This is a genomic window from Bacillus sp. HMF5848 (assembly GCF_003944835.1).
Taxonomy (GTDB): Bacteria; Bacillota; Bacilli; order Bacillales; family HMF5848; genus HMF5848.
Window position 1 is genome coordinate 2,075,543 of sequence record NZ_RWIV01000001.1, and the last position, 16,613, is coordinate 2,092,155.

Genomic DNA, 16,613 nt, shown 5'->3' on the forward strand with positions numbered 1-16,613 from the left:
AAAAACATATATAGTAGGGGTGGAGGAGGAGTATGAGAAAGTTGAGAAATATATCAATGTTTTTGTTTGCCGTCGTGCTTTTGTTTTCAGGAATACCTTTACATGCGAGTGCGAACGTTGTCAAACTTGATTATGTGGCATTAGGAGATTCACTTGCGGCAGGTCAAACGCCTTATAAAGATGAGGCGACAGGACAATTAGTGTTAGATGATAGCTATGCTGATTTTATTGCAGCGGATTTTGCGGAAGAAGGCTTTTTAAGTAGTTTTACGAATGATTTTGCTATATCAGGTTATAAGTCAAGTGATGTGTTAACTGATATAGTGAACAATGTGGAGAAAGACGATAAGGCTCTTCAAGATGTTATTAAAGAAGCAGAGGTTATAACGTTAAGTGTTGGAGCAAATGATTTCTTATCGCAGTTAAATATTAATAGAGATACAGGTACTATTTCTATTACTAAAGAAGATATAGAAACTATCGGTGCTAGTATGACTAAGAATATTCATACAATATTAGGTACTATTCGCGAACTTAATCCGAATGTACAAATTTACTTAATGGGTTATTATAATGCGTTTCCCCACTTACCGGCGGATAAGCTCCCATTAGCAGAGCAGTTGGCTTTACAATTAAATAGTTTAGTTGCATTTCATGAGGGACATTTTGACGCGAAATTTGTCTCAGTTTATGATACGATGAATGCTAATTTAAAGGACTATGTACCAAACCCAATAGATGTCCATCCCTCATTAGAAGGTTATTTTGTAATGGCAAAAGAATTCTTGAAAGTATTTTATATGTCACAATTTACTGACGCGCCAAATGATAAGGAAGCATTTGATGCTATAGCTTCTCTAGAAGTAGCAGATGTATTAGAAGCGAAAGATTTTACTTTGTATGGAACATATGATACAGTCACGCGAGCAGAAGTAGCACAAACGATTTACAAGTTAGTACCAATGACAATGAGTGTCCCAGAAAATCCTAGATTTACTGATGTGAATGAAGCTCATCCGGCTTATATGGCTATAGCTAAGTTAACTGAAATGGGTGTGTTCGATAAACGTCAGAACTTTTATCCTGATGAGCCAATCACAAGGGCACAACTAGCAAAAGTACTTGCTAAAGCATTTAATCTGAGCGGGGAGCGAGCTGACTCATTTGCTGATGTAACAGAAGAGTATTGGGCACATCCGTTTATACAAGCTCTTTTCGCTAACGGAATAACTGTAGGATATGATGACGGTACATTCCGACCAAATCAGGAAGTTACTCGACTACATTTAGCCTTATTTCTTTATAGAATTATGGGTGTTGTGGAGTGAAAAATAAATATCAATAATGCGTGAAAAGGATGAATCTTAATGTTTCATCCTTTTTATATATCAGTAAAATGTTTAAGGAATTGTTCTGGAAATGTATGTTAAAATTACGGTGTAGCTCATTAGAAGGGGGATTCGTAAATGAAAAAAATAATGTTCGCAGGTGCTACTTTACTTTTAATTGGTTTAATAGTCTTGTTGTTTTTAAGGAATCCACAGCCAATAGAACTGATTAGTAGTATGAGACCAGTTGAGAATTTAGAAATTATAGATACGATTAAAGATAAAAATGGTACCATCGTATATTCCTTCGGAGAAGCCAACAGCGGGAAGGACTATATGTATGGTGTAGATATGTTTGAAAGTACGCTACGTGGTTATAGATGGCTAGGTGGCGGTGGCCATGTCAACAACGATATGGTTAAAAAAAACAAAGATTATTTGTTATCTATACAGGCTTTAACGGAGGAACAAAACATTAAACCAATAGTACTAGGTATTATTCAAGATTCAAAGATTGTTGATGTGACTATAATTTCAAATAAAGAGTCTGGAAAAGCAACTATTTATGAAGGGAAAGCAGGAGAAAGATTTTATGTAGTTTCTTTTAGTAAAAACATAGCGGACGCTACTTATGTTTCAGTTAATATACGGAATGTAAGCGGTAATAATGCAGAGTACTTAATAACCGGGGATGCGTTAACAACACTTAAAAAAGGAAGACAATTTTATCTAAACGACAAAGCATTTGATTTTTAGTAAGAGGTGAAGCTGATGAGAAAAGTGGAAGTGGTACCATATAAAGAGGAATGGAAAACATTGTTTGAAATGGAAAGTAAGAACATCAAAGGGATTTTCAAAGAACACATTGTAAATGTATACCATATCGGTAGTACAGCTATTCCAAACATAAATGCTAAGCCTGTAATTGATATTATGGCTGAGGTTTATGACATTTGTGTGGTCGATAACTTCAATGTTGAGATGGAAAAATTGGGTTATAAGGCTCATGGTGAACATGGAATACGTAAGCGCCGCTTTTACAGTAAGGGTGGTGACGCCCGAACCCATCATGTGCATATATTTGAAAAAGAAAGTGTTGAGATCAATCGTCATTTAACATTCAGAGACTATATGATTGCACATCCAGAAGACGCTATAAAGTACAGTGAATTAAAGCAAGAGTTAGCTCATAAATTTTCTACTAATATCGACAAGTATATAGAAGGCAAGGATAGTTTTATAAAAGCAATTGATATAAAAGCAAAGCAATGGAAAGACCAAGTCCAAACTACTAATAAATAATACTAGACACATGGAGAACGACGGGGAGTTTAAGTGTTTTTTCATTCGTGTTTTTGATTCCTATTTTTATCATGAGATATGGATACGAAATTACAAGTAAATCAAGAGAGAGAAAAATAAATATGCTTTACACAGATAAGCATTTTTATCCTCTACTCCCTAAGAATTATTGATACCGTCAAAACGGATGTCACTGTAAAGACATCCGTTTTCGCTAAATTACTCTACCGAGTTATTTATCAATGCAGTGTTAGTTAACTCTGTCTTAAGTGCTTGAAATAAACCCAATAGATCTTTCTCAGATTGAAGGCTTACTTGAGCTTGTTTAGCATTCCCGCCACCTTTACCATTGTAAAGAGGAGCTAGTTCTTTAATTAACTGGCCACAATGGTGTGCAGTCGATCCTTGTTGGATTAACAAAATCTTTTTCTCTATTTTGGAGCCACATACTATGAGCGGGTTACATATTTTAAAAATATGTGAGGCAATAAGTTGTAAGTCTGATATATATTCGTCATCACTCATGTGAAATAGAGTATTATGTGATATTTGGTCTATTAAAGTTTGAGCCTTATAAGTAGCAAGCTGTGACTTTGCTTGAGCTAACTCTTTTTGAGTGGACGTTAACTCATCTTTCAAGCCTGATATACGATTAAGTATGGAGTCACGATTAGTTTGAAACGTGTCTGCAACATTTCTAACGATATTATGTGAGGCTTGATAGTCTGAAATAGCACGATTCCCGCATACAAAGTATATACGTAATTTCTGTTTTTGCTTCTCTGTTTTTAAAATCTTAATAAGTCCAATTTCTCCCGTTTGACGTACGTGAGTTCCACAACAAGCCGACAGATCAATGTGAAACATATCCACAATCCTAATATCTTCTGCAACATTAGGGATCTTCCGAAGAGGTAGCTTTTGAAGCTCATTCTCATCTACGTAATAGGCAGAAATTGAAGCATTTGATTGTATAAGTTGGTTTGCATTGATTTCAATGTCCATGATTTGTTGTAAACTTAGCTCTTGAATCGCTAAATCAATGGTTACTGTATCAGTCCCAAGGTGAAATCCAATTGTTTCAGCACCGTAAAGATTTAAACATACAGCCGATAGCAAATGTTGGCCACTGTGATGCTGCATATGATCAAAACGTCTATTCCAATCGATTTCACAAGCTGCAATCTCGCCTTTTGGTTTTTCAGATGTAACATGATAAATCTCTTGATTGTTTTCAAAAACATCAATGACAGGCATGCCGTTAATAGTACCGTAATCAGAAGGTTGGCCCCCGCCTTCTGGATAAAAAGCAGTCTTTTCTAATGTAATAAGGTACCGATCTCTTTCTGCTGTTACACCAGTAATAGTTGTTTGCCAAGTTGTTGTGTAAGGTGAAGTATAGTATAACCTTTCTGTCAATTTGAACGTCCTTTCTTGATGACTAGTATGTTAAGCATCCAGCAATAACAAGACCAATTGAAATGGATAACATTAATAAAAAGATACCAACAGCTTGATTATCTTCTTCAATCGATTCGTGGATGTTGAATTTTGGTGTTAAAAGCTCAGCTAAGTAGAACGCAAAGATTTGCGTAACAATTGCAACTGATCCCCAAATAACCATATCAAGCAAAGAAATCGAGTTATAAATAGAAGAGTATAGCACTATAGCTAATCCTAATAACCGACCACCAAGTACATAAGCAGCTGCTTTATTTCCCGTACCTATCAACTTAAATTCTTGTGTTTTTGTTGTAATTTCAAATAACCATAACCCAATAAATAATAAAGCAATTCCTACAGCAAAGTAAGCTAAAAAGCTAATAAATAAACTCACTAGTAATTCCCCCTTATGTAGTTTTTAAACCCACTGGTAAAAAGTAAGATTCATTTCCTGTAATAGCATTGCCTGCACGTACTCCCATAGCAGAAGACAAACCAGCAACAGTAAAGATACCAAATATGTAAGATAGTTGTTCTATGCCTTTAGCAGTTTGCAAAGAAATACGTGGTAATTCAACGAATTTTTGATATACAGGCAATTCATTTAAATATGTAGTTTGTGCATTTTCCATAATAGGCTTGTTTGCTTTGTCATACACCTTAATAGTATCACCTTCACGGCCAAATGCTGGTTTTTGCACGAAAGCATCTTTGTTAGCGAAAGGATCAGATTCTAAATAGGTTGGTAGCATATATTTGCTTATAGCATCATGTTCTTGAGCTGTAAAAAATGGATGCTGTTCTTCATGAAGGCCCCATATGAGAGCCTGCACAGCTTTACTTTGTAACAGAAAAGCTGAAATAGGATTAATAATGGCTGCTTGTTTTTGTGTAATCGTATGTAATAATTGAATGCCTACGCGATCGGTTGTTTGTATATCTTGGTCGAATATTAAATGCTCAAGCGGGTATGTTTGCCGGTAGAGAACATCTATTTTTCGTGCATTTTCATCGAATAATCCGTCATCGCGAATTTGAAGTTTTGATAAAGGAACACATCTACTTTCTAACCCGTATAAATTTTGCAGGTAACAAGTAGTCAACCAGTCTTCCTCATGTGTGTCATGCGCTGTAAAAACAACGTAAGGATTATCACATTCTATTGATTTGGCACTGGACTTGATTGCTTTTTGGAGTACCTTAGATAATTGTTGCTCATAACCTGTGTTTACACTTTTATAACCAAACTGTTTACACACTAAATCATTTACGAAAAAACATTCTTTAATGAATGTTGGCGTATCACTATTAAATTCTAATAGCTTTAATTCTCCTGAAGAAGTATAAACAAAGTCAAATCGACCAATAATCGTTTCAGGTATAATCGACTTGTATTTAAGAAAAGGAATGCTATCGCTCGGGAAGCCAAGTTGTTTCAGCATAGTAGCGGGAAGCTGTCGCAACAAAGGGGCTGTTTTAAAAAAAATGTGACTCATAGCAGTAGTAGCATTATGAAGTAACTTAATAGTCTCATTATCAATCGTAAAGATATTGTATAAGCTATATTCCATCCCGTATAAATCAGCCCAAAATTCCGGTACTTTTTCATAAAATGTACGACGATTTTCTACATAATGTTCGATCATTCTTTATCCACCAAAGCCTCCTTTAGAGCCAGAGCCAAACCCACCTTTAAAAGATGAGCTGCTTTTATAGGATTTGTATTTTGACGATTGTAACAGGCTACTTTTACCTTTAAAATATCGCCCTCCATAAAAATAGGCCCCGCGATAATCAGAATCATAATCGTCGCATTCCCATACACCTAATTCATTATCCCAGTCCCAATCATCGCAATTTGGATCATCCGGGGTAGGGGGTAGGCTTTGATTACTACAGGCACTCATGGATGTTGCGAGAACAGTGGTAATGACACCAGTAAGTAGTTTTTTTGTTTTTGTACTCAATGTTTTTCCCTCCCTATACGTACACAATATTTATTATATAATATTAACAGGACTAAATCTCAATAAAGGAGACAATTTTATGAAAATGGAGTATCGTCTTAATGACGAAAAGCAAAATTATCCTGCCATATATCATTATAGTAGCTTGGATGTTATGGAAATTACCTGTCGCTTATCCTGTGAATATTTTGTAAAAAACAAAAGAGTATATAAAGCAGTGTCAACAGCTCTTGAACCAAATGAATTACATATTATTTACGTAGAAGAACATAAAATGGTTTCGTATGAGGATGAGTCAACGTATGGAAATATTGGATTTGAGATTCGAGAGATACACTCGAATAATAAAGCGCCTGTAATAAAGAGGGAACAGGTGTTTTCACATGCTGATGTAGTCAGTTATTTACACTCAGATTTTATTTATATTCCAAATGATATAAAAACAGAAACATACAAGGAAATGCAACTTGATTCTTTAGAAATTGACGAAGACCGCAATTGTTATGTGTTCTATGGGATTTTTACTGGTGTTGACATATATTATTAACGAGATAGAAACGAAACGTTCATATTTACCGACCTTTTTCTGCTGCTAAAGGGGTTATAATAGCAGATAAGAAAGAACAAAGGTGGAGGAGACGCATGAAACGATTCATGCAATTATTAGGAGTATTTTATCTCCTTATGGGCGGTATAAATTTATGGCTTTCATTAACTAATATAGAATTGTACGGGGTATGGAAAAATTCTGCCTTTCTTGTCTTATACAGGGTTGTTTTCTCGCTTCCAGAGAGTACTTTATTGTTATGTATCCTAACTGTGGCGTTGTTTGAGATGATTCTAGGGAGTATATTGTTATTCTCACAAATAATTCGCCGTGGTGCATTATATGTTGCAATTACTTTTCATGTCTTGTTACTACCACTAGGCTGGTGGAGTATGTTGAATATTGTATTTATTATTTTGTATTGCTGTGTATTAAAATCAATTAAACCAACTGATTTAAGAGCAGGGATAACTAGATTCGAATAAAAAAGATGCTAAGTTTTGTTTTAACTCAGCATCTTTTCTTATCTATAAACTGTCTATTGCATTTTTCATTTGCTCACTATTTACATGGATGTATTGTCTTGTTACTGAGGGATCAGAATGACCTAACTGTTGCTGGATAATGGTAATATCATTACCTTTGCGGGCCATTAATGATGCGAAAGAATGTCTTAGCTTATGTGGTGATAATGACCTTGATGTATCCTGGGAGTATACAGCCATGTATTTTTCAATAATGCTTTGAACCGTTCTACGCTTAATAGGAGAAGTTGTTCCTTTATACGCGGATATGAATACATGTTCGGTATCGCTGTCGCAGTTATAACGCTCATTCCGTATTCGTAAATATTGTATTAGGTCTTGATGAGCCAGTTTAGTGAAGTATATAACATCTGCTTTATCGCCTTTTCTAACAATCTTTAGTTTCCGTTCATTTAAGTCAACTTTATCAAGTGTTAACTCCAAGAGCTCGACTAAACGAATACCACTTCCTAAAAACAGGCTGATTATAGCAATATCGCGTTCACGATTCTTTATGTAATGACCATATGCTTGTTTATTGCCTTCTATTTGATTTTTGTAGCCTTGACGAACAAAGTCAAGAAAATCAGTAATATCATCATCTGTGGGTAAGATTTTTTCCATAATTTCATGAGCGCGTTGGGAAGGTGTTTTCTTTATTTCAAACATTTTATAATCGAATAGAGGATTGTTTGAAATGTCTCCAGCTTTATACAAATAATTAAACAGCATTTTTAATGATGATAATTTTCGGTTAACAGTGACTTTTGCTAAGCCGATTTTTTTCTTTTTCGCCAATTCATTTTGTACTTTTTGGGTAAGAAGGAACCTTTTGTAACGATCAAAGTCACTTTCTTCCAATTTATCAAGCATTGATATTGTTATTTCATGATAAGTAGGTGAAGAGACTATAGATTCAGCACATAACCACTTAAAGAAATTTTCAATGTCTTCAATATAACCCAGAAGGGTAGAGGGCTTAATATCCTCAGCAATTTTTTTATCGTAAAACGATTCTACAAAGCGGGGAAGAAGAGGTAACTTTTTCTCAGCCTTTGTAGCAGCTTTTGCATAACGTTCTAACATTTCAGCCATAATAAAACCTCACTATAAAATATGTATTTATCTCATTATAAACTATTTTATATAACTTCGCATATTATACGATTTTTGTGCGAAGATAGAAAAACCTTCGAGAAAGAGGTCGAAAATTAGCGAATCTTAAATGAAAGTTACTTTGTGTATTTTAGCGAATTTTATTGGCGATTTTATTCGTTTATTCATTATAAGTATTAACTATTGGTATGTACTGAGTTATATCTGGCTTGTATATTGTGAGCGGTTTTGATTTTATTTTTTGTTATATATGTTCAGCACAATCAAATCGGTTAGTAAATCAATTGAAAAACCAAATAAACTAACGAAAGAAAAATTTATAATACAACCTAAGAAACGATAAATTAAAATGTATTAGAATGCTTTGATGAGATAAATATTGGAAATTCAGCACAGATATAAAACCTTAATTAGTAAAATGGCTTAAATTAGGTAAAAACTTATCTTTTTAGTTAGCTTCCTATAATCGATATTATGTAAACTAGGAAAATGAAAATAGTAAATCTTCTATCTGAGAAAGATTTATTTTTTATTAGATATCCCTATCTATATAGTTCACACTTAACTCAATTAAATCATTGATACATAACTTTTTGGTTTTAGTATATTGTTTTACTTGCTCTAGTATGTCTTTATCATATGTTGTTTTATATGGAATTCTGTCTGTAGGTTTGCTTTTTTTATTAAGCTCAATTAAACCATGTTCCATAATATGTTTTAATCCAATTTCGATTAGGTAATTAGGATATGTGTTCCTTTCATTAGCCAAAGCCCTAAATTGATTCAAAATTGATTTGCTAATATTTGTTCTAAATTTAATTCTATCGTTACTCTTCGACTTGGATATTGTATCTGGATCTTGTAGCATATAGTCCCTTTTATAATAAACCAGATTATCATCTACACCACGATAAATAATTTGTGCTAATCTCTTGATACTATTTCGGCCTTTTACAAATACGCGATAAATTATAGTTTTAGAATCCCCTTGTGTTAATTTTATTTCACATCGCAAATCCCATGATCGAAACACATCTAATACACTGTTAGCGAAGTATGGACTTGCAGTTGTGATGTTCATTGTATAACCTTCTTTATCAACCCATCCATCTCCATCTATGACACCCCGAACAAATGACGGTAAGTATTCTTTCGGTACATTTGGGAATGGCACTGAGGTTGACTTATTGGAGGTAATACCTATCTTTTCAAGATCTTGTTTAATTTCTTTTGAATTTATAACAAGTGTAGGTGTTTGTCTTGTTTTTCCGCTTGCTGCAAGTACATAATCTGCTTCCATATATTTTGCTACTAATCGTAAGATTCTTTCATCTTTTTGTGTGAATGAGATACTGTGATTACTGTTACTTACCGTTCCATCTGTAATAAATAACCCGAGTACCCAAGCCATTTCATTTGTCCAAACTTTAAAAAAGTTTTCGTTAACATGATGAATGCGTGGCTGTCCGGACGATTGTTCGCGATTCATTTTTACATCATATTTATATAACACATTACGTATAGCACGATCTGAAAGTCCAGATATTGATACCATCTTTTTATATGGCATATGACTTTTATACATGGTAATAATTATTTCGTCTGTTATACCTGGGTTTCTTGCCATAATAAAACAACCTCCCTTCACGCCATAAACAAAAAGTGAATTATTTGTCTATACATATATTATAAGAACATTTGTTCTTTTTGTCAATATATTACAAATTATATCTAGAATGATAAAACAATGACAGTCTTTTAAAAAATCATTACAGGCGAATGGTTTTTACAAAATAAAAACTCCTAATCATGTGTTGGCTGATTAGGAGTTTATCTTTCTTTTATTTGCCAATTATGATGGTACTAAGTGGCTCAAGTACGATTGAATTATTTGTCAGGCTACTACCCTCTTTGCTATTAAATAAAATGTGGTTATCGTTATTAAAACTGTTTTGTAAAGTTTGTGTTTCGTTGCTTATATTATGAACAACTAAAATAGAATCATCATGATAATTTCTTCTATATGCAATGAGCTTATCACTATTTGTTTCTACCACTTCAAAGTTCCCTTTAACAAGTGCATCATGTGAGCTTCTCAAATGAATCAATTGTTTATAATGGTTAAACATTGAATTAGGGTCTTGTTTTTGTTCTTGAAGAGAACTTATGTTTTCATTTTGTCTAATTGGTTCCCAGCTTGTTGTCGGCGCCGTTTTATCTTTATTCCATATGAATGGTTCCCTTATAAGTTCGTCCGGCTTAGTACCGACATACCCTAGCTCCTCACCATAATAAATAAATGGATTTCCAGGTAACGTTAAGTAAATATTTGCTGCTAACTTCGCTTTTTCCAAGTCTCCATGCAGACTTGTTACGATACGCTCTTTATCGTGGTTTGAGATAAATGGCGCATCTAAATAGTTCGCCTCAACCTTTGTATACGTTTGGTAACTGTTTGCTAAAGAAAGTGAAAAGCCATCTAATGTACTATCTTCTCCTGCATTTAATATCTCAATTAAATTATCACTAATAGCAAAGTTAAATGTTGAATCAAATGCCTTATAGTATGGTGCTACCACTTCTGGTCTGTCCCATACCTCACCTACGATGTAGACATCTGGGTTCACTTCCTCACATGCTGCACCAAATGTTTCCCACCACTCAACATTTTTCCCACTAATATCTGTTGTATCGGAGTATTCATGCGTATCATAGATATGTCTTGCTGCATCTAAACGGAACCCATCCACACCCTTTTCTAACCAAAACTTCGCGATGTTAGTAATTTCTTCTCGAACAGCAGGATTGTTAAAATTTAAATCTGGCATGCCACGATAAAACGTCCCATAGTAAAAATAGCTCCCAACTTGATGCCAAGTAGGACTATCCCATTCTGTTCTAGCGTTAATATCGTAACCTTTTTGATTTTTTACAATCCATTTGTAATAATCTCTATATTTGCTATCTTCTGATGACACGGCATCCATAAACCAAGGATGATTAGCACTTGTGTGGTTAATGACTAAATCCATTATTACTTTTATACCTCTTTTTTCTGCTTCGTCAAGTAACGTTTGGAAATCGTCGAGATTACCATACTCTGGGTCAATGTTATAATAATCTGTCACATCATATTTGTGATAACTTGGCGATGAATTAATCGGCATTAACCATAATCCATCAACCCCAAGTTCACTTATATAATCTAAATTATTAATAATGCCTTTAATGTCACCAATTCCATCTTCATTTGAATCGGCAAACGAACGAACAAAAATTTCATAATATGTACCGTATTTTGTATCTACCTGTCGAGGCTTACGTGATACTGTTGGAAACTCGTTATTTTCGTATTTATCAATAATGTCAACTACTTCATTACTTTCTTCAACGGATGTAATCATATTTGTAACGTCAAGTTGATAAATCTCAGACTGAGTTATATTTGGATTAATAAAGTATGTTTCTTTTCTTAAGAAAAATAAATATTTACCTTCAGGACTAATCATGGGACCCATTTCATCGGTTTCTTCAACATTAACACGATTCCCTAGCGGCTGAGGTGTCGTCCATTTACCACCACTATTAAAGCTAATGTAAAGATTAAAGCTCCCCTGATCATGTCCTTTTCTTGGCCATGAAAAAATTAAGTATGTCCCATTCGGCTCTATGTATGGATGATAAGCTGGTAAGCCAATATTAATCTCGTGATTTAGTAACTCCGCCTGTTGATATCCACCATTTTCGGGATTTGCGACTAAAATTTCGACAAGCGGATAGTTGTTTTCGCGAATTGTTTCTCTATTAAAAAATAATGTTCCATTTTTATCAACAGATGGCGACATTTCATTGTTAACAGTGTTTACACTGTCATCTAAGCGACTAGGTTCACTCCAACCATTCGCTGTTTTGTTAACAACCCAAATGTCTAAATCTTGTTTTGCATTAGTACCCTCTAGCGGTCTAGTAGATGAAAAGAATAGCTGTTTACCATCAGGTGAAATGGCCGGACCATTTTCGTCGAAGTCACTAGAAAAAGAGACGAGCTCTGGCTCACTCCATTTCCCGTCCTTAAATGAACTCTCTAGTATTTTCCACTTTTCATCAATGCGAGTGGAAAAGTACGCTGTTTTTCCATCTGGAGAAAATGCTAGTCTCTCTGTAAGCTCATGTTTGTTTTGTATACTAAAAGCCTGTGCTGCTTCAAGTATGTCTTCTTTCATATACGGAGCAATCTGTTCTCCTTGCGTAGTTTCAACCACCTCTTTGTTACAAGCTGTGCCTACTAGTAAAGCAAACATAATTAATAAAACACCATATAATTTCTTCATAAAAATATCTCCTAATACAAATAAATTTTTTCAACTTTTCCATTATATGACTTTATCAGGCTATGTTCAATACTTCACAATTTATTTTGTGGATATTGTGAAAATCAATCATATCAAAAGGTTTAATTAGATTATTAAAACAACAAAAAAATTCACATTAGAAAAAGCACCTTTCTAGTGACCTATATCAAAACTCATGTGTCATAAGGGGTGAGTTAAGATTAGGTATTGTCGTAAGGTGCTCAAATATTTTGTGTTACTCTTTTGATCACGTGCTAAATATCGTCGTACTTATTAAAAAGTCTGTTCAGGCTTGTAGTTTAACTTCACATATTCGCGTTATTTTAAGTCATAACGATCTGCATTCATTACTTTTACCCACGCTGCTACAAAGTCATGTACAAACTTCTCTTTGTTATCATCTTGAGCGTACACTTCTGCAATGGCACGTAGAACTGAGTTTGAGCCGAACACTAGGTCAACTCTTGTCGCTGTAAGTACTACTTCACCAGTCTTACGATTCCGTCCCTCATATACACCTCCATCAACAGGCTTCCACTCTACTCCCATGTCAAGCAAGTTAACAAAGAAGTCATTAGTGAGTGTGCCTACGCGATCAGTAAATACGCCGTATGGTGTACCACCGTAGTTAGTGCCTAGAACGCGCATCCCACCGATAAGTACAGTCATTTCTGGTGCAGTAAGGTTTAGTAAGTGTGCCTTGTCTACTAAAAGCTCTTCTGCACTTACACTATACTGCTTTTTCTGATAGTTACGGAAACCATCAGCAATAGGCTCTAGTACTTCAAAGCTATCAATATCAGTTTGCTCTTGTGTAGCATCGCCACGTCCTGGAGCAAAAGGAACAGTTACATCAATGCCCGCATCCTTTGCAGCCTTTTCTACTGCGGCACTACCGCCCAATACAATTAAGTCGGCGAGACTAACATTTTTATCTAAGTGTTTTTGAATCTCTTCTAGAACAGAAAGCACTTTTTTAAGTTGTTCCGGTTGATTCACTTCCCAATCCTTTTGTGGAGCAAGACGGATCCGTGCACCATTTGCGCCGCCACGCATATCTGAGCCACGGAAGCTACTTGCTGAAGCCCAAGCTGTTGTGACGAGTTCGCTGATAGAAAGACCAGAATCTAAGATTAGTATCTTAATTTTTGCTACTTCTTCTTCCGATAATTCATAACGGGCAGCAGGAACTGGATCTTGCCAGATAAGCTCTTCTTCAGGAACTTCTGGGCCTAAATATCTTGAACGAGGGCCCATGTCACGGTGTAATAATTTGAACCAAGCACGAGCAAAAACATCGGCAAATTCATCTGGATTCTTATGGAAGCGTCGAGAAATTCTTTCGTATACTGGATCCATTCGCATCGCCATATCTGCTGTCGTCATCATTGTCGGTACTCGTACTGATGAATCCTCTGCATCTGGTGCTAAATCCTTATTAGCAACATCTACAGCCACCCACTGATGTGCGCCTGCTGGGCTCTTTGTAAGCTCCCATTCATAGCCAAATAGTAGATCAAAGTAACCATTATCCCACTTTGTTGGATTTGCAGTCCAAGCCCCTTCAATACCGCTTGTGATTGCGTCACGACCTTTGCCGGTCCCGTGTGTACTTAACCAACCTAGACCTTGTGCTTCAATAGGAGCAGCTTCTGGCTCTGGACCAACATAAGCAGCGTCACCTGCACCGTGTGCCTTACCAAAAGTATGGCCGCCCGCGGTTAATGCAACTGTTTCTTCATCATTCATTCCCATACGTGCAAAGGTTTCGCGAATGTCGCGAGCACTTGCAAGTGGGTCTGGATTCCCGTTTGGACCTTCTGGGTTAACATAGATAAGTCCCATTTGTACGGCTGCAAGCGGATCTTCAAGTTCACGATCGCCTGTGTAACGATTATCACCTAGCATCTCAGTTTCAGATCCCCAGTAAATATCTTCTTCTGGGTGCCAAATGTCTGGACGTCCGCCTCCAAAGCCAAATGTCTTTCCGCCCATTGATTCAATAGCCACATTCCCAGTCAGAAGTAACAAATCGGCCCAAGAGATTTTATTACCATACTTTTGCTTAATAGGCCATAGTAGGCGACGTGCCTTATCTAGGTTACCGTTGTCAGCCCAGCTATTTATGGGAGCAAAACGTTGTGCCCCTGTACCGCCACCGCCACGACCATCACCTGTACGATATGTACCTGCAGCGTGCCAGGCCATACGGATAAAGAATGGACCATAATGTCCATAGTCAGCAGGCCACCAATCTTGACTGCTTGTCATTAAATTGTGTAGATCTTTCTTAAGAGCATAATAGTCCAATTTTTTAAATTCTTCTGCGTAATTAAAGCCTTCTCCCATTGGATTTGATTTTCTGTCATGCTGATGGAGAATGTTCAAATTCAGCTGATTTGGCCACCACTCTCTTTTTGGCCTACCACTAAATTTGTTGCTAGTAGCGCCTCCGTGCATTACCGGGCACTTTCCGGTGTTAGCATTTGAATCCATATACTTTCTCCCCCTTAAGTGTAAAAAGTAATTAGCAAATAATTGTGACTCTAGTTGTAAGAACCTTGCATACTAGATGACAATTATTATTATGTTATCATTATAATAAACTATTACTTAACTTGAAAAAATATTACAACGATTTTTGATCATACCAAACCTTAACCATAAAATTATGCAAAACTTAATCAAAAATCCGATAACTAGAATTTAAACAAAATAAAAACATGATACCTAATTGGTACCATGTTTTTTAACTGTGTCAGACATAATACGGCCTTCTCAAACCACTGTCTAGATCTTTATGTAGGCTTTTTTAGCTGCTTTTTCTGTACTAGTAGTTGCTACTAATTAATATCAATGAATGATACAACATATGAGGATATCGAATGTACTAACGATGTCTTCTAATAAGAATAATTATCGGTATAAGAAGCATTATTTCTTGAGATTCTTTTTTTCTCTAAAAGATCTACATATTATCCTTAATATTTTTTTAAAACATTAAGGATCGTATCAATAGCTGCATGATCCTCAGGCTCGGTATCGATATGTTTCCAAATAACTTTACCATTTTCATTAAACACCCATGTACCGCCTTGGATATAGATATCTTGAGATTTCATTGCTGTTTGAACTAGCTTTTTCTTAGCTTCATTCTCCGGCATAAAGGCTTTTTTTCCGTGCTTCATAAATGCTATTCCTGCTTGTGTAAGCAGCTTCCACTTTCGCATGGATTGATGCCCCATTTGGCGATATAGGTTTCTCTTCGGGTCTCCATAGATTTGAAATGGAAATGGGCCAAATACTTCGATAAACTGTTCTAAAAACTCTCGTTTTGATGGAGTAATAATAATAGTTTGATAGCCGGTTTCATTAATTTCATTATAATTCTCACGCAACTGCGTGAGCATTTCGCGACAAACCGGTCAGCCAGGATACCTGACAAAGACAACTAGGCTTTTTTTACTTTCAATGATTGCATTAAATTCTATACTCTCAGCAAATGGTTGTTCAATTATTAATTTCAAGTTTTACACCTCTTATTTAGCTTATTTCTACATCTAACATGTGTATTTTTTGTTTGATGTTCATTTTTAAGGAAAAAGAATCTTCATCAACTTTAACAGAGCGGGAAATTAATTACAAAAAAACTTATCTAACGGCATATACATGACGACTCTTGTTACATATTCTCCATCATAGAAAGCTTCTACCTGTACTTCTTCTATTTTTTTATATGTTATTTCGTCAATTCTCCTAACCTCTCTGTCTCCGTTTTCACCAATAAAACTGATATCTGCAATCAATCCCAATTCTATAGTATGTAAGAAATTAATTTCTTCAATATTACTGTATGGCACAACCCAAACCTTTTTATTTGACTGCAGCTTAAACATACTGGCTATCCTCCCTTATCTTAACGTTGTATTATTTAGTAGTTTCTATAGATGATAAGGTACAATTAGTACATCTTTCTTGGTGTAATGTTAATGTATGATTTCGACAAATAAATATGATTCTCCTTCAAAGTTTTT

Annotated in this window: 14 protein-coding genes and 1 pseudogene; 5 read left to right on the top strand and 10 right to left on the bottom strand. The window is 35.4% G+C overall.

Translation table 11 applies throughout. From position 1 onward, the window contains the following. Positions 1–32 precede the first annotated feature (32 nt). From EJF36_RS09880 to EJF36_RS09890, 3 genes are all read left to right on the top strand, one after another. Positions 33–1,328 (top strand): S-layer homology domain-containing protein, encoded by a 1,296-nt coding sequence (locus tag EJF36_RS09880; protein ID WP_125906163.1) that lies wholly within the window; start codon positions 33–35, stop codon positions 1,326–1,328. Between the two features lie 138 nt (positions 1,329–1,466). Continuing rightward, positions 1,467–2,084, top strand: a complete 618-nt coding sequence (locus tag EJF36_RS09885) for a hypothetical protein (RefSeq protein ID WP_125906164.1) — start codon at positions 1,467–1,469, stop codon at positions 2,082–2,084. Between the two features lie 15 nt (positions 2,085–2,099). Beyond that, positions 2,100–2,630, top strand: coding sequence for a GrpB family protein (locus tag EJF36_RS09890; RefSeq protein ID WP_125906165.1), 531 nt, complete (start codon positions 2,100–2,102; stop codon positions 2,628–2,630). A 219-nt stretch (positions 2,631–2,849) separates the two neighbouring features. Here the strand turns inward: EJF36_RS09890 and EJF36_RS09895 are convergent, their stop codons facing one another. Genes EJF36_RS09895 through EJF36_RS09910 form a run of 4 tightly spaced genes read right to left on the bottom strand, consistent with a single transcriptional unit; the run spans position 2,850 to position 5,980 of the window. Then, positions 2,850–4,049, bottom strand: coding sequence for an alanyl-tRNA editing protein (locus EJF36_RS09895; protein ID WP_125906166.1), 1,200 nt, complete (start codon positions 4,047–4,049; stop codon positions 2,850–2,852). Between the two features lie 22 nt (positions 4,050–4,071). Then, the gene (locus EJF36_RS09900) at positions 4,072–4,467 is read right to left on the bottom strand and encodes a DUF350 domain-containing protein (RefSeq protein ID WP_125906167.1); all 396 of its coding nucleotides are present in this window, start codon (positions 4,465–4,467) and stop codon (positions 4,072–4,074) included. A 13-nt stretch (positions 4,468–4,480) separates the two neighbouring features. Beyond that, positions 4,481–5,716, bottom strand: coding sequence for a glutathionylspermidine synthase family protein (locus tag EJF36_RS09905; protein WP_125908331.1), 1,236 nt, complete (start codon positions 5,714–5,716; stop codon positions 4,481–4,483). Positions 5,717–5,722: 6 nt separating this feature from the next. Then, a complete protein-coding gene (locus EJF36_RS09910) occupies positions 5,723–5,980 on the bottom strand; it encodes a hypothetical protein (RefSeq protein WP_125908332.1) in 258 nt (85 codons plus the stop codon). A 139-nt stretch (positions 5,981–6,119) separates the two neighbouring features. Between EJF36_RS09910 and EJF36_RS09915 the strand changes: the two genes are divergently transcribed. Together EJF36_RS09915 and EJF36_RS09920 are read left to right on the top strand one after the other, a co-directional pair. Continuing rightward, positions 6,120–6,587: a hypothetical protein gene (locus tag EJF36_RS09915; RefSeq protein WP_125906168.1), complete on the top strand. Its 468-nt coding sequence runs from the start codon at positions 6,120–6,122 to the stop codon at positions 6,585–6,587. A gap of 95 nt (positions 6,588–6,682) precedes the next feature. Then, entirely contained in the window at positions 6,683–7,072 is a 390-nt protein-coding gene (locus tag EJF36_RS09920) for a hypothetical protein (RefSeq protein WP_125906169.1), read from the top strand. Positions 7,073–7,114: 42 nt separating this feature from the next. Here the strand turns inward: EJF36_RS09920 and xerS are convergent, their stop codons facing one another. From xerS to EJF36_RS09950, 6 genes and pseudogenes are all read right to left on the bottom strand, one after another. Further along, a complete protein-coding gene (gene xerS / locus EJF36_RS09925; protein ID WP_125906170.1) occupies positions 7,115–8,206 on the bottom strand; it encodes a tyrosine recombinase XerS in 1,092 nt (363 codons plus the stop codon). Positions 8,207–8,759: 553 nt separating this feature from the next. Continuing rightward, entirely contained in the window at positions 8,760–9,854 is a 1,095-nt protein-coding gene (locus EJF36_RS09930) for an LAGLIDADG family homing endonuclease (protein WP_125906171.1), read from the bottom strand. 214 nt (positions 9,855–10,068) lie between these two features. Further along, the gene (locus EJF36_RS09935; protein ID WP_125906172.1) at positions 10,069–12,558 is read right to left on the bottom strand and encodes an alpha-amylase family glycosyl hydrolase; all 2,490 of its coding nucleotides are present in this window, start codon (positions 12,556–12,558) and stop codon (positions 10,069–10,071) included. Positions 12,559–12,897: 339 nt separating this feature from the next. After that, positions 12,898–15,075: a catalase/peroxidase HPI gene (gene katG / locus EJF36_RS09940; protein ID WP_125906173.1), complete on the bottom strand. Its 2,178-nt coding sequence runs from the start codon at positions 15,073–15,075 to the stop codon at positions 12,898–12,900. A gap of 485 nt (positions 15,076–15,560) precedes the next feature. Next, positions 15,561–15,992 (bottom strand): annotated as a pseudogene (locus EJF36_RS09945) (peroxiredoxin-like family protein); the annotation flags it as partial. A gap of 222 nt (positions 15,993–16,214) precedes the next feature. Continuing rightward, entirely contained in the window at positions 16,215–16,475 is a 261-nt protein-coding gene (locus EJF36_RS09950) for a hypothetical protein (protein ID WP_125906175.1), read from the bottom strand. Positions 16,476–16,613: the final 138 nt, after the last annotated feature.

Excerpts from the sequence above, each read along its gene's own strand:
- EJF36_RS09950 (WP_125906175.1), bottom strand. The coding sequence starts at position 16,475 with ATGTTTAAGCTGCAGTCAAATAAAAAGGTTTGGGTTGTGCCATACAGT.
- EJF36_RS09920 (WP_125906169.1), top strand. The coding sequence starts at position 6,683 with ATGAAACGATTCATGCAATTATTAGGAGTATTTTATCTCCTTATGGGC.
- EJF36_RS09935 (WP_125906172.1), bottom strand. The coding sequence starts at position 12,558 with ATGAAGAAATTATATGGTGTTTTATTAATTATGTTTGCTTTACTAGTA.
- katG (WP_125906173.1), bottom strand. The coding sequence starts at position 15,075 with ATGGATTCAAATGCTAACACCGGAAAGTGCCCGGTAATGCACGGAGGC.
- EJF36_RS09930 (WP_125906171.1), bottom strand. The coding sequence starts at position 9,854 with ATGGCAAGAAACCCAGGTATAACAGACGAAATAATTATTACCATGTAT.
- xerS (WP_125906170.1), bottom strand. The coding sequence starts at position 8,206 with ATGGCTGAAATGTTAGAACGTTATGCAAAAGCTGCTACAAAGGCTGAG.
- EJF36_RS09910 (WP_125908332.1), bottom strand. The coding sequence starts at position 5,980 with ATGAGTGCCTGTAGTAATCAAAGCCTACCCCCTACCCCGGATGATCCA.
- EJF36_RS09885 (WP_125906164.1), top strand. The coding sequence starts at position 1,467 with ATGAAAAAAATAATGTTCGCAGGTGCTACTTTACTTTTAATTGGTTTA.
- EJF36_RS09915 (WP_125906168.1), top strand. The coding sequence starts at position 6,120 with ATGAAAATGGAGTATCGTCTTAATGACGAAAAGCAAAATTATCCTGCC.
- EJF36_RS09890 (WP_125906165.1), top strand. The coding sequence starts at position 2,100 with ATGAGAAAAGTGGAAGTGGTACCATATAAAGAGGAATGGAAAACATTG.
- EJF36_RS09880 (WP_125906163.1), top strand. The coding sequence starts at position 33 with ATGAGAAAGTTGAGAAATATATCAATGTTTTTGTTTGCCGTCGTGCTT.